Origin of the sequence: Paenibacillus sp. FSL K6-1122, from assembly GCF_037977015.1 — a bacterium.
GTDB classification, from domain to species: Bacteria; Bacillota; Bacilli; order Paenibacillales; family Paenibacillaceae; genus Paenibacillus; species Paenibacillus amylolyticus.
On record NZ_CP150272.1, the window covers coordinates 6,689,957 to 6,710,677 of the forward strand.

At 46.0% G+C, this 20,721-nt stretch carries 16 protein-coding genes; 7 read left to right on the forward strand and 9 right to left on the reverse strand.

The genetic code is table 11. The annotated features are described in order from the left end of the window. Positions 1 to 33: 33 nt before the first annotated feature. Positions 34 to 930 (reverse strand): diacylglycerol kinase family protein, encoded by an 897-nt coding sequence (locus NSQ20_RS29730; protein ID WP_340031370.1) that lies wholly within the window; start codon positions 928 to 930, stop codon positions 34 to 36. A 548-nt stretch (positions 931 to 1,478) separates the two neighbouring features. Between NSQ20_RS29730 and NSQ20_RS29735 the strand changes: the two genes are divergently transcribed. After that, positions 1,479 to 2,072, forward strand: a complete 594-nt coding sequence (locus NSQ20_RS29735) for a hypothetical protein (RefSeq protein ID WP_036612896.1) — start codon at positions 1,479 to 1,481, stop codon at positions 2,070 to 2,072. A 656-nt stretch (positions 2,073 to 2,728) separates the two neighbouring features. Here NSQ20_RS29735 and NSQ20_RS29740 read toward each other — a convergent pair. The 4 genes from NSQ20_RS29740 to uxaC all read right to left on the reverse strand — a co-directional run bounded on the left by NSQ20_RS29740 (position 2,729) and on the right by uxaC (position 8,712). After that, positions 2,729 to 4,606 (reverse strand): ABC transporter ATP-binding protein, encoded by a 1,878-nt coding sequence (locus NSQ20_RS29740; RefSeq protein WP_340031372.1) that lies wholly within the window; start codon positions 4,604 to 4,606, stop codon positions 2,729 to 2,731. Next, positions 4,603 to 6,330 (reverse strand): ABC transporter ATP-binding protein, encoded by a 1,728-nt coding sequence (locus NSQ20_RS29745; RefSeq protein WP_036667885.1) that lies wholly within the window; start codon positions 6,328 to 6,330, stop codon positions 4,603 to 4,605. The genes NSQ20_RS29740 and NSQ20_RS29745 overlap by 4 nt, the downstream gene beginning before the upstream one ends. Next, the gene (locus NSQ20_RS29750) at positions 6,327 to 6,869 is read right to left on the reverse strand and encodes a MarR family transcriptional regulator (RefSeq protein ID WP_340031373.1); all 543 of its coding nucleotides are present in this window, start codon (positions 6,867 to 6,869) and stop codon (positions 6,327 to 6,329) included. Before NSQ20_RS29750 ends, NSQ20_RS29745 begins: the two co-directional genes overlap by 4 nt. 400 nt (positions 6,870 to 7,269) lie before the next feature. Then, positions 7,270 to 8,712 carry a glucuronate isomerase gene (gene uxaC, locus NSQ20_RS29755; RefSeq protein ID WP_036612908.1) on the reverse strand — a complete coding sequence of 481 codons (1,443 nt, stop codon included), beginning with the start codon at positions 8,710 to 8,712 and terminating at the stop codon, positions 7,270 to 7,272. A 203-nt stretch (positions 8,713 to 8,915) separates the two neighbouring features. Between uxaC and NSQ20_RS29760 the strand changes: the two genes are divergently transcribed. Next, positions 8,916 to 9,659: an MBL fold metallo-hydrolase gene (locus NSQ20_RS29760; RefSeq protein ID WP_036612911.1), complete on the forward strand. Its 744-nt coding sequence runs from the start codon at positions 8,916 to 8,918 to the stop codon at positions 9,657 to 9,659. Between the two features lie 182 nt (positions 9,660 to 9,841). On the opposite strand, the gene NSQ20_RS29765 is transcribed toward NSQ20_RS29760, so the two are convergent. The 3 genes from NSQ20_RS29765 to NSQ20_RS29775 all read right to left on the reverse strand — a co-directional run bounded on the left by NSQ20_RS29765 (position 9,842) and on the right by NSQ20_RS29775 (position 15,175). After that, positions 9,842 to 10,471: a hypothetical protein gene (locus NSQ20_RS29765; protein WP_340031374.1), complete on the reverse strand. Its 630-nt coding sequence runs from the start codon at positions 10,469 to 10,471 to the stop codon at positions 9,842 to 9,844. A gap of 545 nt (positions 10,472 to 11,016) precedes the next feature. Next, positions 11,017 to 12,498 (reverse strand): alpha-amylase, encoded by a 1,482-nt coding sequence (locus NSQ20_RS29770; RefSeq protein WP_340031375.1) that lies wholly within the window; start codon positions 12,496 to 12,498, stop codon positions 11,017 to 11,019. A 364-nt stretch (positions 12,499 to 12,862) separates the two neighbouring features. Continuing rightward, positions 12,863 to 15,175, reverse strand: a complete 2,313-nt coding sequence (locus NSQ20_RS29775; protein ID WP_340031377.1) for a helicase C-terminal domain-containing protein — start codon at positions 15,173 to 15,175, stop codon at positions 12,863 to 12,865. Positions 15,176 to 15,344: 169 nt separating this feature from the next. On the opposite strand from NSQ20_RS29775, the gene NSQ20_RS29780 reads away from it, so the two are divergent. The 4 genes from NSQ20_RS29780 to NSQ20_RS29795 all read left to right on the forward strand — a co-directional run bounded on the left by NSQ20_RS29780 (position 15,345) and on the right by NSQ20_RS29795 (position 18,604). After that, positions 15,345 to 15,557 (forward strand): helix-turn-helix transcriptional regulator, encoded by a 213-nt coding sequence (locus NSQ20_RS29780; protein ID WP_036612923.1) that lies wholly within the window; start codon positions 15,345 to 15,347, stop codon positions 15,555 to 15,557. Then, positions 15,547 to 15,861 carry a hypothetical protein gene (locus NSQ20_RS29785; protein WP_051449528.1) on the forward strand — a complete coding sequence of 105 codons (315 nt, stop codon included), beginning with the start codon at positions 15,547 to 15,549 and terminating at the stop codon, positions 15,859 to 15,861. The genes NSQ20_RS29780 and NSQ20_RS29785 overlap by 11 nt, the downstream gene beginning before the upstream one ends. A gap of 91 nt (positions 15,862 to 15,952) precedes the next feature. After that, positions 15,953 to 16,450, forward strand: coding sequence for an antibiotic biosynthesis monooxygenase (locus tag NSQ20_RS29790; protein WP_036612926.1), 498 nt, complete (start codon positions 15,953 to 15,955; stop codon positions 16,448 to 16,450). Positions 16,451 to 16,621: 171 nt separating this feature from the next. Next, positions 16,622 to 18,604 carry an LTA synthase family protein gene (locus NSQ20_RS29795; RefSeq protein ID WP_340031378.1) on the forward strand — a complete coding sequence of 661 codons (1,983 nt, stop codon included), beginning with the start codon at positions 16,622 to 16,624 and terminating at the stop codon, positions 18,602 to 18,604. A gap of 184 nt (positions 18,605 to 18,788) precedes the next feature. Here NSQ20_RS29795 and NSQ20_RS29800 read toward each other — a convergent pair whose 3' ends face one another. After that, positions 18,789 to 19,682 (reverse strand): LysR family transcriptional regulator, encoded by an 894-nt coding sequence (locus NSQ20_RS29800; protein WP_340031379.1) that lies wholly within the window; start codon positions 19,680 to 19,682, stop codon positions 18,789 to 18,791. A 166-nt stretch (positions 19,683 to 19,848) separates the two neighbouring features. Here NSQ20_RS29800 and NSQ20_RS29805 point away from each other — a divergent pair, with 166 nt between their 5' ends. Then, positions 19,849 to 20,706 carry an alpha/beta hydrolase gene (locus tag NSQ20_RS29805; protein ID WP_282319990.1) on the forward strand — a complete coding sequence of 286 codons (858 nt, stop codon included), beginning with the start codon at positions 19,849 to 19,851 and terminating at the stop codon, positions 20,704 to 20,706. Positions 20,707 to 20,721: the final 15 nt, after the last annotated feature.

Consider the following 20,721-nt stretch of genomic DNA (forward strand, 5'->3'; position numbering starts at 1 on the left):
ATCAACTAAAATCAAACTAAAAAACCGGGGGATTTAATAACCCTCCCCGGTTAGAAACTTCAGATGACCCGTCAGCACCGACAGCTCGGCGGGTGTCTTCATATACAATTCGCCGTCCGTGTCAGCTGACATCGGCGCATCGGTCTTCACTTTTAACGTAGATGCCTTGAAGTATGAAATACTCTCACTCTGAGGTTGCCATTCTCCCTCTGGCTTGTGCGACAGAATCTCTCGCAGCAGCGGAATGCCTGTCTCATGAATAATGAGCACGTCCAGTTTGCCATCCTGCAACGCATCCGGTGCAAAGGGTAATGCATTTGTTCCCAGAAAACGGCCATTGGCTGCATAGATCATCACCGCTTCGCCTTCCATCTCTTTCCCATCCGCCTCCAGTTGGTAACGAAACGGCTCTGTATGACTAATTGTCTGTAAAGTGCTGATAAAATAACTGAGCTTCCCCAGCGCGCCTTTCAGATTCTCGTTAATATTCTGCGATGCATCACTGATCAAGCCAATGCCGAAAAAGTTCGTGAACACCCGATCATTAGCCCGTCCAACATCAATGGATACCACCCGACCTGCCAGCATTTCTTGTGCCGCAATCTCTGCATCCGGTGAAATGCCGAGCGAACGCGCAAAGTCATTACAGGTGCCTCCAGGCAATATGCCTATCAACGGAGGTTCTTGCAGATCGGCTAGTCCATTCACGCATTCATGCACCGTGCCATCCCCACCCAGGATAAACACCACATCGAATTGCTCCCCGCGTTCACGACACAGCTTCTCTCCTTCACCTGGTTCATCCGTACGCACAATGACGAGTTCATGAACAGCGGGAGCCAGCACACCAGCCACAAGGCCTACCGTATTCTCACGATTGGCCTTGCCCGAATGATGATGATGAATTAACAACGCTTTGTTAAATTCCATCCCTCTTCCTCCATTCCAATGCTTGTTACCCTTTACCCACAAAGGTTGAAGCCGTAAACAAGCCCTTCGCTAAGCACTCATCATGATTCCAAATAGGTTTCCCAATCAGGTATGCATCCTAATCCTCATTCATTCGTAATAGCTATATAAGTTCAACTTAAGAATATTCACACATGCCACTCCGATGCCAGAATAACCTTCCGATCGCTGTTATCCCCAGATTTTTCTGATTTACTTTTTAAAAAGGTGAAAATCTGGGGATAAGCGTATGCTTCCGATGTAGCTTTCTTTCAGAAAGCTTTTAGGCCAACACTTCGCTTCTTCAGGTTATTTCTGTCCTCTACGTTCTCGTGTAAATGTATAGTTAAACTTAAATAGATAACCCTTTTATCTAACTAGCCAATTCCTTGTTTAACCAGATGTATGCATGAGAAAAAGGGTTTCTCCGCACCTTAATGTCATAAGGTTGCAAATTTTGCTGGTGAGAACCCATTCAAATTGAGTCAAAACGGTTATATCTATACCATATACGAATGGAGGGATTCCCTATGATTCCGGCAACGTTGGAACAATTGGAGCAAGTTCGCAAGGAATGCCGTACCATGGTTCGCAAAAGAGCTACCGCATCTGCCGGTACAACACTCGTTCCGCTACCCGGTACAGACGTACTGGCTGATGTGGGGATGCTGATGCAGCTGTTGCCTGCCATTAACAATAAATTCGGATTATCACAAAAACAGCTGGACGGCATGGACCCCGAGACCAAATCCATGATCTATGGATTCGTGATGTCCATCGGAAGCAAAGTCATTGGTCGTATGATCACCAAGGAATTGGTTGTCCAGGTTCTGAAAAGAGTCGGCGTACGCGTAGCCACCAAATCCGTCGCCAAATTTGTCCCATTTGCAGGACAGGGATTGGCTGCCGCACTCAGCTTCACAGCCATGCGCTATGTGGGTAACAAACATGTGGATGACTGTTATGAGGTTGTCAAACGCATGATTGAGCAGCGCGAATTAATCCCGGGTGAACCCGCTCCGTCTGCGCTGGAGGAAGCTAACAGCGACGACGTGAAGGCAGAAGTAAGGTCGGTCTCTAGCAATGACACTGATGAACCTGCGAACGATTCTAAGGATCAGTAAAATGCGAGTCATGCTATGCCCAAACTGAGGCTTACAAAGTATCTCATGACTAATCTGGATGTCCCACTCGGTGAGCTTATGCTCGTATGCTTGTATCTAGATTGATGTACGATGAATTCAAATTATAAATAAACGGGACAAAGCAGTGTAGTTACACCGCTTCGTCCCGTTTTTATTTTTGCACGCATGGCATATGTAAGACAATTATGACTAAGGTTTATTAGAATATTTTAACGAACTAAGCACACTCTAATAGGCCCAATTCCACAATTCCGGCATTCTAACGAATCGTAGACACTTATTTTCTCATTCTGCAGTTTAATTTACCGCTTTGTGCTGCTTATCCGAGAAATAACATGTCTCAAGTTCGTTAGAATTGGGAGTGCTTGATAATCCTTCATATAAGGTGTCTACGATTCGTTAGCATGGACGAAGGATGAACCCTCATCCTGTCTGCATCTCACGCAAACAACTGAAAGGCTGACGAGCACCACAACCCCAATTACTATGCCAACGTTCCTTCATATCTTATAGATCCATCGTATCCAAACGGATCCAATCTGCTCCACATTAGAATCGACTCCTCTGGATACACGACAAATAGCCGGAAGCACCCCTAAGAGTGCTCCCGGCTATTCTAGTTAGTTACAGTGTAATCAGATCGCCTGCGGTTGTTGCTCCGCAAACTGACTATTGTACAGATCGGCGTAGAAGCCCTGACTTGCCATCAATTCATCATGATTACCCTGTTCAATCACGTTACCATGATCCATAACCAGGATCAGATCGGCGCCGCGAATGGTAGACAAACGGTGTGCAATGACAAAGCTCGTGCGATCCTTCATCAGATCATTCATTGCTTTCTGGATAAATACTTCGGTCCGTGTATCCACGCTACTCGTCGCTTCATCCAGAATGAGGATGGCCGGGTTCGCCAGAATCGCTCTTGCAATGGTCAGCAACTGTTTCTGCCCTTGAGAGATGTTCGACGCCTCTTCATTCAGCACCGTATCATAACCATCAGGCAGTGTACGGATAAAGTGATCCGCATGTGCCGCAACGGCTGCCTTGATTACATCCTCTTCCGTAGAACCTTCTCGACCATAGGCGATGTTGTCCCGAATCGTTCCGTTGAACAACCAGGTATCCTGAAGCACCATGCCGAACAGACTGCGCAACTTACCACGCTCCATGTCCTTAATGTCTGCACCGTCAATCATAATCCGACCATCCTGAATTTCGTAGAAACGCATTAACAGGTTGATCAGGGTTGTTTTACCGGCTCCCGTTGGTCCAACAATGGCTACCGTCTGTCCCGGTTTTACATCAATATTCATGTTATGAATGAGCAGTTCATTTTCTTTATATCCAAAATTAACACCTTGGAATGCAACCGCACCTTTAGGCTGCTGTAATTGCACGGGTTGTTTGGACTCCGGAACTTCTTCCTCTTCATCCAGCAACTCGAATACCCGTTCTGCCGAAGCAATCGTTGATTGAATAATATTGGAGATATTTGCAATCTGGTTAATCGGTTGTGTGAATTGACGGGAGTACTGTGTGAAGGCCAGAATATCCCCGATAGAGATCGATCCGCGTGTAACGAAAATCCCACCAACCACACAGATCAGTACATAACCCAAGTTACCCACAAAACTCATGAGCGGCATAATAATACCGGAGATAAACTGAGCTTTCCAGCCGGATTCATACAGTTCTTCATTGACCTTCTCAAATTGCTGTACGGATTGTTCTTCGCGTCCAAATGCTTTGACGACCTTGTGTCCCGTGTACATCTCTTCGACATGACCATTCAGTTCCCCAAGGGATTTCTGTTGACCCGCAAAGTGTTTTTGCGAACGAGATGCAACCAGCATGACAACAACTACACTGAGTGGCAACGTCAAAATCGTGATCAGCGTCATCCATGGACTAATCGTCAGCATCATGATAATTACACCGACAATTGTGACGATAGACGTAATGAACTGTGCCAAACTTTGCTGAAGTGTATTACTGATATTGTCCACGTCATTCGTGGCACGGCTAAGTGTCTCCCCAGTTGTGCGGGAGTCAAAATATTTCAAAGGAAGACGTCCAACCTTCGCACTGATCTGCTCACGCATGTCATACACAACACGTTGGGCCACACCGGCCATCAGGTATTGCTGAACATACATAAATGCAGCACTGAACAGATAGAGTCCGCCAAGCAGGTATAACACTTTCATCAATGCAGGAAAATCAATCCCGGCTCCCTGTACACCCTGAAGGATGGCAATGGCGCCTTTACTGAGAATATCCGTTCCTTCGGCCATAACTTTTGGACTGATGATGCTGAATACGGTACTCAAAATGGCTGCAACCAGCACACCTAACAGACGAGAACTATGGGGCTGGAGATAACGAATCAAGCGCCGTAGTGTGCCTTTAAAATCTTTTGCTTTCTCAGCGGGAGGTCGCATGCCCATTCCGGGACCTGGACCCGGCCCACCATGGGGACGAGGCGACTTACGTTCTGTACGTTCACTCATGCGATCTCCTCCTCTGTCAGCTGGGAGGATACAATCTCGCGATACACTTCATTGTGCTCCAGCAGCTCTTTATGTGTTCCTGAACCGACAATTCGGCCCTCATCCATAACCAGAATGCGATCGGCATCCATTACTGTACTTACGCGTTGCGCAACAATCAGCACAGCTGCTTCTGTCGTTTCGGACTTCAGTGCAGCACGAAGTTTAGCATCCGTTTTGAAATCGAGAGCAGAGAAACTGTCATCAAAGATATAAACTTCCGGACGGCGAACAAGTGCGCGAGCGATGGACAGACGTTGCTTTTGTCCACCAGATACGTTGTTACCACCTTGAGCGATAAGGCTGTCATATCCCTCTTTCATCTCGGTAATGAAGTTCTCCGCCTGAGCCGTGCGGGCCGCATGAACAACTTCATCCATTGTGGCATCATCTTTCCCGTGACGAATATTCTCCGTAATCGTACCCGTAAAGAGGACTGCCTTTTGTGGTACAAAGCCAATTTTGGCACGCAGATCTTCCTGCCGAATTTCACGCACATCCGTACCATTTACCCGAACACTGCCTTCGGTCACATCATAAAATCGTGGAATAAGGCTGAGCAATGTCGATTTCCCAGAACCCGTACCACCGATAATGGCTGTTGTCTCACCTGAGCGAGCTGTGAAGGAGATATTGGACAAAGCTGGATTCTCTGCGCCCGGATAACGGAAAGTTACATTGTCAAACTCAATCATACCCTGCATGGATTTCATACCACGAGGCTGCTCGGGATTGCTAAGATCCGGCTGCATATCAAGCACTTCGTTGATCCGTTCTGCCGATGCTGAAGCCCTTGGAATCATAACAAAGATCATCGAAACCATAATCAGTGAGAACATGATCTGCATTGCATACTGGATGAAGGCAATCAATGCACCGATGTTCATATTACCAGTGTCGATCCGCATTCCACCAAAATAAAGGATGGCAATCATCGAAAAGTTCATAACCAGCATCATCACAGGCATGATGGTCGCCATGAGCACATTAACTTTGATCGATGAATCTCTCAGTTCTGTGTTGGCCCCGTTAAAGCGCACTTTCTCATGCTCCCCACGGTTAAAGGAACGAACAACCCGAATCCCTGTTAACTGCTCACGCAGCACCAGGTTGAGTCGGTCCAGCTTTTTCTGAATGGTTTTGAACAAAGGTAAACCCTTGGCACCAATCAGCGCAATAGCTCCACCGAGTACCGGAAGCACGACCAGGAAAATCGTAGATAATTTGGCGTCCTGAGATACCGCCATGAAGATACCCCCGATACACATGAGCGGAGCCATAATCATCATGCGCAGCATCATTGTAAGTACATTCTGTACCTGTGTGATGTCATTCGTCGTACGTGTAATCAGCGAAGCAGTACCCATCTTATCGAACTCTTGGAGAGAGAAGTTCTCCACATGGCGGAATACTCTGCTACGCAGTTGTTTGGCAAATCCACCCGCTGTTCGAGATGAGAGATAACTGGCAATCACCGAACACGCTGTTCCGCCAATCGCGATGACCAACATCCATCCACCAATCTGCCAGATATACGGGATATCCCCTTTAATGATGCCGTCATTCACAATATCTGCCATTAACGTAGGCAGGTACAATTCAGCAAGCGACTGAAACAGTACCAACACCAGAATAAAAATAATCGGAATTTGGTATGGCTTCAGCATGCGAAACAGTTTCATCATGGCTTATCATCTCCTCTTGTCGAATCATCCTTTTGCAAGGAAATTAATGTATCAAAAAAGGTGTATACCTTTGTCAACAACTCAGCTAGCTGAGTACTGTCTTGCTCACCCAAATGCTCAACTAACTTATTGAATATTTCCATGCGTTCTTGGTGAGCAGCCCGAATAATTTCACGACCTGCTTCAGTAATCGTGATGCGGACAGCACGGCGATCCTCCGGGTCCATCGTCCGTTTGACCAGCCCCTCATCTTCAAGGCCACGAATAACAGGTGTAATGGTCGGTGACTTCACTCGTAGCAATGCGCTGATTTCCGAGACTTTCATCCCGGGATGATTGGATTCGATCGTGTCATTGAAATCAGGCGGATTGTCCTGCCAGTTCAATTGTTCTCCCGGATGCATCCCGTGGAGTAAACAACCCAGCACCATAATTTCATTGTGATTGCGCCCATGAGGTTTATGTTGCCTCCATTTGCCTTTATTAAACTGCATAATGGAGTACAAAAGCTTCTGAGCGACCGGATCTATACCAGTCATAATGGGTCCCTCCTTCTTTCTTTATCATTCCATAGACATCCAACATCATAGGACATCTATTAAATAGTAATACAATTAAATAGATGCACAATTAATTAGGTTTACTAAGTATATTATCGCAAGAAGCCATTGTCAAACATCTAAAAATAACCAACATAAACCCATAACCAAGAGCATACACGCGCTTGATTATGGGTTTTGTCATATGGCCTCCATTGGAGCCCACTATAGTTAGTATGTACAATTCCATGAATTCAACTTATAAAGAAACTCCCGTTCATAACTCCGGTGGATGATGGCCCGGAGGTAAGGAAGGGGAGCATTTTATTACGATTGAAAAGTAGACACAAAAGAATCTTCTTATTGTATAAATTGCATGATTAGGTGCGTTTGTTACTCATCAGGACTGTGAAGCAGAGACTGTTTTAGGCACTGAGGCAAACGGGAAATACTCTTTTGCATTGTTGTAGGCGATGCCCTGTACGATCTGACCAAGCAGCTCCATATCCTGCGGTGCCTCCCCTTGTTCGGCCCATTCACCGATGAGGTTGCAGACGAGACGACGGAAATACTCATGCCGGGTGTAGGACAGGAAGCTGCGTGAATCGGTCAGCATGCCAACAAAACGGCTGAGCAGACCAACATTCGCCAGGGCTTTCATCTGAGCGAGCATGCCATCCTTCGTATCATTGAACCACCAGGCGGCACCAAGCTGGATTTTGCCCGGAATACCCCCGCCCTGGAAGCTGCCGATGATCGCCGCGAGCACTTCGTTGTCCCTTGGATTCAGAGAATACAGAATCGTTTTGGGCAGTGCTTGTTGCTGCTCCAACGCGTCGAGTAATCCAATCATCGCTGCGGAAAGCGGCGTATCATTCACGGCATCGTAACCAGTATCCGGCCCAAGTTTGGCAAACATCCGTGTGTTGTTGTTACGGGCTGCATTAATGTGGAACTGCATCACCCAGCCCCGATCTGCATACAGTTTGCCAAGGAACGTCAGCGTTACCGTCTTGTATTTGTCCTCTTCCTCACGAGTTACCTTCTGACCCGCAAGTACCTTTGCAAAGATGGCAGCTGCTTCTTCGCGTGTAGCCACGCCGTAAGGAACATAATCAAGTGCATGGTCAGAGACTCTGCCGCCGACGGAATGGAAAAATTCCACACGTGACTCCAGCGCAGCAAGGAAAGATTCATAATCTGAAATGGCAGTGCCAGATGCCTGCGACAGCTTGCCCACCCATTCCACGAAGGTATCCCGGTTCAATTCCAAGCCTTTATCCGGGCGGAAAGAAGGTAATACCGCCGTATCAAAGCCTTCGATTTCCTGAATTTTCAGATGATACTCCAGAGAATCCGTTGGATCATCGGTTGTGCACACAACAGTGACATTGGATTTGGTAATCAGATCGCGTGCACCGAATCCGTCACTGTTCAGTTTGGCATTTACTTTTTCCCAGATGGCCGGTGCGCTTGTCTCATTCAATACTTCGTAGACGCCGAAATATCGCTGTAATTCCAGATGAGACCAGGCGTACAGTGGATTACCAATCATCATCGGTACCGTTTTGGCATAAGCCATGAAACGATCGTAATCGGTTACTCCCTCGCCGCCGGTCACATATTGCTCTTCAATTCCGTTTGCGCGCATGAGCCGCCACTTATAGTGATCACCGTATAACCAAGCCTCTGTAAGATTGCCAAAGGTTTTGTTCTCGTAGATCTCCTGAGGACTGAGGTGGCAATGATAATCAATAATGGGCATGTCTTTGGCATAATCCTCATATAACTTGATCGCCGTTTCATTGTGCAGCAAAAATTGTTCATCCAGAAAAGATTTCATTCGCCTCGCACGCTCCCTTTAGGTGAGTTTACGTTCATATGGGTTCACTTCCCATCTTTACGCTACACTGTTTATCATCAAAGTTCAATATAAAATGATAGCGTTATCAAAAAAGGTTGATTTAGGCATATATTCGGGAACAAGGTATACTGGATTTAACGCAAGGATGCTGATCTGAAGATCACACAAGGAGATGAAATGAATTGAAAATCACTTTTCTCGGCACTGGAGATATGTTCAGCGTGGAGCAGCACCACAATAGTATGTTGGCTGAATTCGGAGACACGCATCTTGTCATTGATTTTCCAGAATCAAATGCTAAAGCACTCAAGGAATATGGATTCGCCATGACCGATATCCACAACGTGTTCATTACGCATCTACATGAAGATCATATTAATGGTGTACAGATGCTGGGTTATTACGCACAGATCGTAGGCGACCGCAAACCCCGTCTGTTCATACACGAACAATTGGTAGATCCGCTCTGGAACATTCTATCCCCCGGCATGCGCTACACAACGGATGGTGAACGTACCATGAGCGATTACTACGATGTCGTTCCCCTGCCAGATGGAGGCACATTCGAACTGGGCGGCGTGACGTTTGAGACGTTTCGGACACAGCATGTTCCCGGTATGGTCAGCAATGGGCTACTCGCCAAGCCTTACTTCTATTACAGTGCTGACAGTACACTCGACCAGGAACGTGTGGAGCAAGTTGCCGCTGATGTGCAGCTGATTTTCCATGAATGCCATATGCACGATCTGGTCATCAAATCCCATACTTCATTGAAAGATCTGGAGCAGTTACCCGCGGAAGTGAGACAGAAAACCGTACTGATGCATTATCATGATGAGTACGCGGATGCGGACAGACGGGATCAGTTCAACCGCGAGCATAATCTGCGGATGGTTGGCACGTTGGAATCATTTGAACTGGAGTAGGTAAAACCACAAACCTGAGAAGCCTGGAGCATTTTCAATGGAACGAAGTGAGTTCAATCGAATGTGGGATACGATGAATCAGTATTTTGAAAAGTAATAACCTTACTATCTCAAATAGATGAACCGGCAGCGTCTACTCAGATTCCTCATACGGAACTGGCGGATGCTGCCTTTCTATTAATCTAATCTCTCTCCAATGACTTCATATACTCAATCGTCCTTGGAGACGGCTCGGCCTGAACATGAAAATAATCTTCCGTTCGCTGATCATTTGGGCCATAGGAAATTTTGATATACATATCTGCATAACGCTGGAGGATATTGCTGTCGATCTCCGCCTTTGGTTTCAAGACATAACTTCTGCTCAGACTCAATCCAAGCGGTTCCTTGTCAGACTCTAAACTAATCTCGTGTGTATTGCTCACATTGGAATGAAATAACTCTCCAGCATCTATTCGATTTATCATGTTGGGATCGAGGGTGAAGGACTGAATGACATTAACCATGGGCACCCGAGCCTCATTCACCAAAATCTCATAAGTAATCCGATCAACTCCGGATTCATGACTCACATCCACCGTTGCTGTCAAATTATAATCATCTGGCGAGTTCGTCTGAAAAGACTCAAGGTTCTTCGTAACCCGCTCATTCAAATCTCTTCGCTCCGAATTCAACGTATACTCATCGGTTCGCTTCGGTTCACCCGCTGGCCCCTGGTTTGGTCCCAAACTGCAAGCCCCCAGACACACGGCTATTACACATAGGTACATGACCAACGGGAAGAAACGGTTCATCTCTCTTTTGGGACTCATGCCGCCCCTCCTCTTCTCCATCTTCCGCAAAAAATATCGCTTATTACGTTCTCTCATTTTGTTTTCTAACACTCCATATTTGGATTATTGTACCATGTATTAAGATGTGGAACCGAACTGTTTCTTTCTCATTTCATGTTTTTAATTGTAGCAATGATTCGTTTGCGTATGGCGGCGACACTTAACCCACGTTAAGCTAACGAATCTGAGAGGCCTTATTCGGCTGAAATCCGAGTTACCAGTATTCTAACGAATCTCAAACGCGTTAATCAGGTGATGTTGCTCCAATTGGCGCTATTTCAATCGTTTTTGAGAGTAATAAGGTTACTGAGATTCGTTAGAATTCCAATAACGCTAATTCAGTGCAAATAAGGTGCCCTCGGTTCGTTAGGATGGAGTTTTAGTTGTACCTAGATAAATGCAAAAAACCACCTGGACACAGGTATACTCGCTCTCCTGTTCAGATGGTTTAACGATAACGATCTATCTATATACTGTTTTTATGCGGTCGGTGTACCTTTTCTTATCCTGCCTGGCACATGCCGTTACTCGGCGTCAGCGCAGTCCTCATTCTGTTCAGGAAGAGCCCATACCGAGACGCCTCCACCGCACACATGGAAGGTGGCCCAGCCGTCTTTCTCAATGGTAATCTGATCATCACAGCTCTTCGTCAGATCCACCCAAACTTCACCAGCACGATGCTCTCCGATGAACATTCTCTTCTCACCGTCATCCCCGTTGGAGATGACCACTGCACAACCGGAACCTTCGATTTCCTCTACGCCACGACGTACCCAGCCAATCGTATTGGCGTGATCAAAGTAATCTTCCTGCTCTCCATACGCCTTGTTGCAACGGGCAGACAGCAGAATGTCCAGAATTTCTTTTTTGCCATCCACAGGTTCAGGACCACCAATGCCATAATAATCCCCGTAAAATACAACCGGATACCCATCACGACGTAATAAAGTCAACGCATAAGCGCTCGGCTTAAACCAATCACCAATCCATGATTCCAACGCTTCATGAGGTTGGGAGTCATGGTTATCTACAAAAGTTACCGCATGTGTAGGATGCGTCTGCACCAAGGTATCATCAAAAATTTTGGAGAGATCAAAGTCTCTACCTGCAAGCGAAGCCTCATGCAACTTGTAGTGAAGAGACACGTCAAACAGGTCGATCTGATAGTCTACCGTATCGAGGAATTCACGACATGCATCCAGGTTCGAATTCCAGAACTCGCCTACGATGTAGAAATCCTGACCACGTTTGCGGATCATCTCTGCTGCGAATTCCTTAATGAATTCATGGTTGATATGCTTAATCGCATCCAGCCGGAACCCACCACACTGGAGGGTATCGATCAGCCATTTCCCCCAATCAATCATCTCGCGCCGAACATCCGGGTGGTTATAATCTATATTGGCGAACATCAGATAGTCATAGTTGCCAAACTCATCATCGACATTCTCATTCCATTTTTTATTCTCTCCTGCGATGCGGAATACACCTGTTCGTTCTCCCTTGGCATCAAAGTCCGTGCCGTTGAAGTGTTCAGAGTTCCATTTAAAAGAGGAGTATTGATCCCCGCGACCCGGGAATGTGAATTTGGTCCAGCCCTCAATCTCAAACGGCTCAGAAATTTCCTTCGTCCGATCATTCGGATCAACCTCAATCACTTTGAACACTTCTGTCTCATCTGCCCCAGCCTTGTGGTTCATAACCAAATCCACATAGACGGCAATGCCGTTCTTCTGACACTCAGCAATGGCCTCTATCAGTTCCTGCTTGGTGCCATATTTGGTACGCACGGTACCCTTTTGGTCAAATTCACCCAAATCATACAGATCATATACACCATAACCTGTATCCTCAGCTGATACGGCTTTGGTCACAGGAGGCACCCATACCGAGTCAATGCCTTTGGCTTTCAATTCCGGGGCCATTTCAGCCAGTCGCTTCCAATGATCTCCGTCTGCAGCCAGGTGCCATTCAAAAAACTGCATCATGGTATGATTTCTCTTCATTATAACCGACCTCCTTGATTGCTATCGAAGCGGACCGCGGAACGGATAGGGTAATCGCCGTTGTTCGTTCGTTGCTAACCAAGTTATAACCCTTTCACCCTACCCTTCAATCATATAAAGGAAAGAAAATCAAAAAATATATGCTGTATAAGCTTAACAAAGATTATTTACACTGACACTACAATGACAGAATAACCTTCCAATCGCTGTTATCCCCAGATTTTTTGATTCCCTTTTTCGAAGGGGAAAATCCGAGGATAAAGGCGAACGCTTCGCTTTTTCAGGTTTTTTCTGTCCTCTCCGTTATCGTGTAAATGATTAGTTCAACTTATATACATGCATCATTTCATTCATAGTTCTTTCATCAAATTCGTTTATAGTCCCGCCACTCCTCGGGCAGCAGGGAACGATACGGTTCTTGGATAAAACGATCATCGACCAGCACCAGCACACCCCTGTCTTCTTCTGTCCGAATCAGCCGTCCACCCGCCTGCAGCACCTTATTCATACCGGGGAAAATATAGGCATAATTGAATCCGTTGCGTCCTGTCCGATCATAGTAATCACGTAATACGTTGTTCTCCAGACCAATCTGCGGCAGCCCCGCACCTACCACAACCACGCCATTCAAGCGGTCTCCCGGCAGATCGACACCCTCCGAGAATACGCCACCCATGACGGCAAATACCAAGCGTGTTCGTTCAGGATTCGGCTGAAATCCATCCAAAAACTGCTCCCGTTCCAGTTCGTTCATGCCTTGCTTTTGTATGACCGTATCCGCTTCACTTGGAAGCTGTGCATAGGTTTCGTATATCTCCCGCATATAAGGATAAGAAGGGAAGAAGACCATTAAATTGCTGCGCGGCCACTCACTTACTAGCTGTTGCAGCATCTCCGCAATGGGGCGCCGGGACTGTTCCCTGTCCTTATAACGCACGGATAAGGGCAGGAGTCTCACATCCAATTGTTCACGCTGAAACGGCGATGGAATCTGCAATGTATAATCCTCTTCCTCTGCACCCAGCATATCCCGATAATAGCGAAGGGGTGACAATGTGGCCGAAAAATGAATGAGGGAGCGGAATCCTTTGGCCGTCTGACGAAGCAGTACCGAAGGATCGAGACAAAATAACTTCACTCTCACTTCACTTCGAACACACTCTGCATACGTAATAAAACGTTCATCATACAGCTTGGCAATACGCAGGAAATTCTGTGCCGTGAAGTAGGCATCCAACAGCAGCTGATCCGTCTCGGCATTCCCTGAACCACCTTCAACAAGACATTGCTCCGCAACCATGACAAAAGGTTCCAGTCGTTCAATCAGTTCCTCCGGTGCTTCCTGCTGGATGATCTTTCCTTCTTCTCCACCGTTTTTCCGAAGGGTAATCAGATACTTATCAATGGCCCCGGTGTAGTCAACAATGGCTTTGGCAGCAGGCACACTGCTGTCCAGCGACTGGAACTCTCTTTTCACATCCAGAAATACTGCCTTCTCCAGCTCAGCGGAAAACATCATTCGGCCACGATCAACCAGATTATGTGCCTCGTCCACCAATAACACCGTCTTGCGTTTCTGCTCCTCCAACATTCTTTTCAGAGAGATCCTCGGATCGAAAATATAGTTATAATCGCAGATCACCGCATCGGCTGCATACGCCGCATCCAGTGAAAACTCAAACGGACACACCCGATGTTTGCGCGCATACTGCTCGATGACCGGACGTGTCATCAACGTCTCATGTTCCAGCATGTCCAGCACGGCCCCGTTAATACGGTCATAATATCCTTCACACATGCCGCATTGCCCCGTATCACAAGCTTCCTCTTCTTTAAAACATATCTTGTCCTTCGCGGTCAGACTGATAACATGCATCTTCAATCCTTCCGATTGCATCCGGGCAAAAGCTTCTTCTGCCGCCACCCGTGTCGTCGTCCTCGCGGTCAGATAGAACAATCGGCTTGCTTCGCCTTCGCCAATCGCTTTGACCGTGGGGAACAGTACGGACATCGTTTTACCAATGCCTGTTGGTGCTTTGGCCATCAATCCCTGGCCTTCACGAATGGTCTTGTACACGGCTCCTGCCAGCTTCCGCTGTCCCTCCCGGTATTTGCGAAAAGGAAACGGCAGCTCTTTCACACTGATATCACGCTTTTCTTCATATGCAGCGATCATCTCTGCATATGGCGCATAACCGGCAATTACTTCTGCCGCAAACTGCTCCAGTTCCTCTCGTTCTGCCATTCGGCGGAATCGTCTTTCTTCATGAGTTACCGAATGCACGTACGTCAGCTGCACTTGCATGCGTGGTTCATCTTGCTGATCGGCGTACATGTAGGCATACATCATCGCCTGCGCCCAGTGTACGGGAAGACCTTCTCCCAGATCATCCAGATTGCCCGCAGTTGATTTGATCTCATCCACCGTCAACTGACCCTCCAACCGGATCAGGCCATCACATCGTCCCTCCACCACATAGGTCAGATCCCCATGTTGAATCTCAGCTTCGAGCACAATCTCTTTCAGATCCTCTTCGGTGTACTCCTTCTGTACCCGCTGATGAATTCGAGTTCCCTCCTGCATCGAGGCATTGGTCCGGAACCCTGGACGTATGCTGCCGCTGCGGTACACATACTCCACCAAAGGTCTAACCGATATCCGAATTGTTGTTGTCATACGATCACCCGTTCTGTTTGTAGTGATTATACTTTATCATGAAATATGCTTTTGGACACAGCACCACCTCGAAGAAGTGGAAAATATTATAAAGAGAGATTGACATCCCATCGTCGCATAAGTAAAGTTAACTTTACGTAAAGCGAACTTTACTTATGGGAGGATATACTTGCAAAATCTAATCAGAGACAAACGAATACATATGCACATCACACAGGAAGAACTGTCTCAACGGCTTAAGGTCTCCAGGCAGACCATCATATCGTTGGAATCTGGAAAGTACAAACCTTCTCTTGTGCTTGCTCACAAGCTTGCCCAATTATTTGGCTGTCAGATCGAGGAATTATTTATTTTTGAAGGAGATGAGAATATTGAGTTCTGAATTACTGAATCGGATGATCGGGATCGGTGGAATTGTAGCTGGTTTGTTATTTGCAATACTCATTATTTTTTTCACAAGGTTGATTGCAAAAAAGCACAACGGACTGGATGAGCGGTACCTCTATTGTATCACGAGAGCAAAAGCCTTCTCCTGGAATGCGACCACTATCAGTCTTGCTCTGGCCTGGATCCTCGTAGTTATGCTAGACGGAATATCGCTTTCCTTTTTCATTATTACTGCAGTGTTTGTCATTCATTGTTTATCTTCTATTGCGGCAAACCTATACTACTCAGCTCGGAATTAGCCCACCTGTCCGATACATGTGAACCGATTGGACTCGCACAATCCCATATGCTATGTTGAGATAGAATGTACTTAATAAGGAGGCAGCTTCTATGTATATCTATTTGGTTCCTTCACCGATTCCGGATGCACTTGCTGCATACCCGCATCTGACTTTGCGAAGCGAAGAGCACGTGCGTCTGGCTATTGAATCCGCAGAACGCCTGATGAATATTGAGTCTGATGATAAAGTAGCCGCATATGAAGCTTTCGATGCCGCAGGCTCCTGGACTGGCGGTGGTTACGCTGTTCTCAACAATATCCCTGTCACAGAGGATGGTCGTAACGATTTCGAAGAACGGTTTAAGAACCGTGCCCGTAAGGTAGAAGACGAGCCTGGCTTTGTCGGTATTCGTGTGCTTCGTCCTCTGAAGGATGACACGTATGTGGTACTTACACTCTGGCAGTCGGAGGAACATTTCAAAGGCTGGCAGGAATCCCAAGCATATAGTCACGCTCACCGTAACCGCAGTACAAGCGAAGGGCTGACTGCACAGAAGCCCACCATGTTCCCCAGACCTTCTTACGTCACAACGTACACTATAGAATAACAAAATTGGGTCGCATCTGGCTTTTATCGCAGTAGCCCATGTTTTTTCAAACCTCTTCCTGCATGGAAGAGGTTTTTTGCCGTCAATTGTAGAAGGCTCTCATTTTTGACACAGCCATGCTGAGATAGGATAATACTTGTTAAATGAAACTTCGGAAGGGAAGGCGGTACCTTGTCACGCAGTTCACTCACCCGATTTCTAAGCGGACCGTTTATATTCTTTACCATTATTATGATGATCAAAAGTTCACTGGCCTGGATCGTTATCTTCGATGACATCCCTGTCTGGAAACCACTGCTGACCGAATTGCCGCTCATCTGGATCGGCTTCTGTCTAATTGAGTGGTTTGCTGCCAAGCGGCGAATGTGGATATACCTTGCCATGAATTTGCTGCTCTCAGGGATTTTCTTTGCAGCCATCATGTACTACAAATACTATGGCGTAATCGTTAACTATCACGCGTTGGCACAAGTGAATCAGGTGACCTCGGTCAAGAGCAGCATGTTCTCTTTGCTTGACCCCTATTATTTGTTTATTTTTGCAGACGTTCTGATCATTGGGGGGATACTCATTCGTCGCCGGATCAAGCTCGGGAGTACAGAACGTCTGAACCGCATTCCGCTTGAACGACGTGCCAGAAGACGGGTTGCTTCGGTCATACTGACCTTGTCCATGATCCTGTGCATGCTTAACATCTATCCCAATCGGGCCAGCATGAGTGAGCTTACACAAGCAGAACAGATGGGTATCCTTGGTTACGAGGCGTATACCATCCTGGATCGACCTGATAAACCTGTGCCCATCGCTCACATTGATCAGACTGACATCGACCAGCTGAAACAAACGACCGAACTTCCTGCAATTGTGGAGCAGGGTGCCGCGAGCGGACGCAATGTGATTATGCTCCAGTTGGAATCGTTTCAGAACTTTCTGATTGGATTAGAGGTAGATGGACAAGAGATTACGCCTAATCTGAATCAATTGGCTAGACAGAGCCTGTATTTTCCGAACTTTTATCAGCAAGTGGGACAGGGAAATACATCGGATGCAGAATTTGTTGTGAACACATCGTTCTACACCCCGCCGAACGGGGCAGCAACAACTGTATATGCGGATAAAGCTCTGCCGAGTCTACCTAAGCTGATGTCAGCAAACGGATATCAGACAGCTACATTCCATACAAATGATGTTCGTTTCTGGAATCGGGATCAGTTATACAAGGCACTTGGATTCGACCAGTATTATGATATTAATTATTTCGGCACACAGGACTCTATCGCCTTTTCGGCCTCGGATGAAGTACTGTATTCCAAAACACTGGATAAGCTGGAATCCATGCAGTCTTCGGGTGATCCCTTCTATGCCCATATCATCTCCATGTCAGCCCACCACCCGTACACTTTGCCTAAAAACAAGGTGAAGCTGACGCTGCCAGAGCGTTACAAGGATACGTTGCCCGGTGATTATTTGATATCACAGCATTATGCGGATCAGGCAGTTGGACAGTTGATTGCTGGATTGAAAGAACGGGGATTATGGGAAAATAGCTTGTTTGTCTTGTACGGGGATCACCTGGGGCTTCCTATCTACTCACTGGATCGGGATGACAAAGTCCTTATGAAAGAGTTGTATGGTCGGGAATACACATCAGCAGATATGATTAATATTCCACTCATTATCTCGGCCCCGAGCGTTACCCCGGGTGTACAACTGGAACAGATCGGAGGCCAGGTGGACATTCTGCCAACGATTGCGGGACTCACCGGTGTATCGCTGAAGGACCAATTACACTTCGGACAGGATTTGTTACACGAAGATGGAAATCTCCTACCCGAACGTTATTACCTTCCTTCCGGGTCGGTACTAAACGATGCTTCTCTCTTCATACCGGCGAAAGGATACGGGGACGGAACGCATTATTCCCTAGCTGATGCGGGCAGACAAGATGCCGAGCAACAGCAGACGGGTGTTCCTTCAGAAGAGATATCGAAGATTTCGGCGGAAAAGGTACCTTCAGTATTCTCCACACCCAATAACAGTGAGGTGTCTCCTTCGCGGTTTATAACCAAGGAACAATATGATCGGGCATTGGATCTTGCACACTTGTCCAACAGTTATTTGAGCCAGCTCCCGGATCGAAAGGGCGCGAACTGATTTTATTTTTTTAATATTCTAAAAAGAGCTTCATAGTGAATCACCAAGTACTGAAGTTTCTTCAAGATTACACATCTATAACGTACATGATCAATCCTGCAAGGATGAACATGTGCGTTATTTGAATTACACACAATCGGCATTCAACCCTTTACCATTTCAGAAGGCTACAAGAGCTAATGGATCAATATTCTTTAAAATATTTAAGTAGTTCTGATTGGAAACTTTCAGCAGTAAAACTACGCTCTCGATTTTTATGAACAATCAGACCATGCGTAAAGCTTATTTTAGAAGTAAAAGGAAGAATTTTTAATCTACCCATCTTTAGTTCGTTTTTGATCGCTATTTTAGGGACCAAGGCAAAACCTTTACCACAGCATACAAGTTCCTTGATCATCTCAAGACTTGAAAGCTCTAACGCATCCTTAACCACAATCCCTTCATTCTTTAGAACATCTACAGCAGTCGTATGATACAAACAAGATGTGCCGTTACTGATAAACACCTCGTCATTTAGAATCTGCGCCCCTACACTTTCCACTTTCCAAACCAAATCCTCAGATGCAACAAAAACAATAGTCTCTTCCATAATCGGATAAAAGAGAATGTCATGTCGCTCAGGGTTTTGAGGAACAATGCCAAAATCCAGGGCATAATCCAGCACACTTTTTAGAATATCTTGATGCGCCCCTTGTTCAACACGTAAATTTACGCTTGGAAAGTTTCTCGTATATTCCTGTACAAATGGAAGCATGCGTGTAAGAAAAAAGGATTCCTGTAGTCTAATATTTATTGTTCCGCACGGCTCATTCATATCATTCATACTTTCTTTAAGGGATTCACTTAAGTGGACATACTGATAAGCATATTTGGAAAATACTTTTCCAGCTTCCGTAGGTTCCACCCCTCGTGGAAATCGATGAAACAACTTCTGTCCGCAGATCTTCTCCAGCTGTTGAATATGAGTTGTTACTGTGGACTGGACATAACCTAAGCGCTCCCCAGCTCGGCTGAAACTCTTCTCTTCAAGCAAAGCAATAAATGCCTGAAAAAAACGACCCTCTAAGGAATTTATCATATCTTTCACCCTTTTGTATTTCGATTTGAAATAGCTAGTATTCAATCTATTCGTTATTCAAATGAATAGTTTAATTATACAATAAAAACACGTCATCACCAGTTCTACAAGTAAGTAAGAGAAATAATATTGGACTTCTTAATGAATCCAGAAGGAGATGTAAAAAATGAAGATTAGTTATCAGCACCAGAAAGTTGGAGATGTCGAAGTTTTTTACCGTGAAGCCGGGCCTAAGGATGGCCAAGTTATTTTACTATTACACGGGTTTCCATCCTCTAGTCATATGTTTCGCGACCTTATTCCCAAACTGGCAGAACAATACCGTGTCATTGCCCCTGATCTTGCTGGGTTTGGTCGCACAACAACTCCACCGCGCAGTCAGTTTGACTTCACATTTGACAGCCTGTTTCGAGTTATTGAAGGTTTCACTGAAGCATTAGCTCTTAAGAAATATGTAATGTATGTGTTTGATTATGGGGCACCTGTCGGTTATCGCTTGGCAGTGGCTCACCCGGAACAAGTTCAAGCCATTATTAGTCAGAATGGCAACGCATATGTCGAAGGGTTTAGTGACGCATGGGGACCTTGGGAGATGTATTGGCACTCTCCAACACCTGAAAATCGTGAAGCATGTCGTGATTCCTTAACCCCCGAAACTATCCGTAACTTTCAGTATCTTCATGGAACTGATGCTAGCCTTGTTTCACCAGACGGATATTCACTGGATATTGCCTACATGTCACGCCCGGAAGCCGAAGAAATCCAACTGGATTTAATCCTCGATTATAGAACAAACGTGGATCTTTATCCTGAATTTCAGGCTTATTTCCGTAGTTATCAACCTCCTCTTCTAGCTGTATGGGGTAAAAATGATCCTGCTTTTCTTCCTGCTGGAGCTTTAGCTTATAAGCGTGATATCCCATCTGCAGAAGTGCATTTACTTGATACTGGGCATTTTGCTCTCGAAACACATGTGACAGAGATCCATGAGCTCATTCACCACTTCTTAAAGAAAATATTTTAAATCCATCATACATTG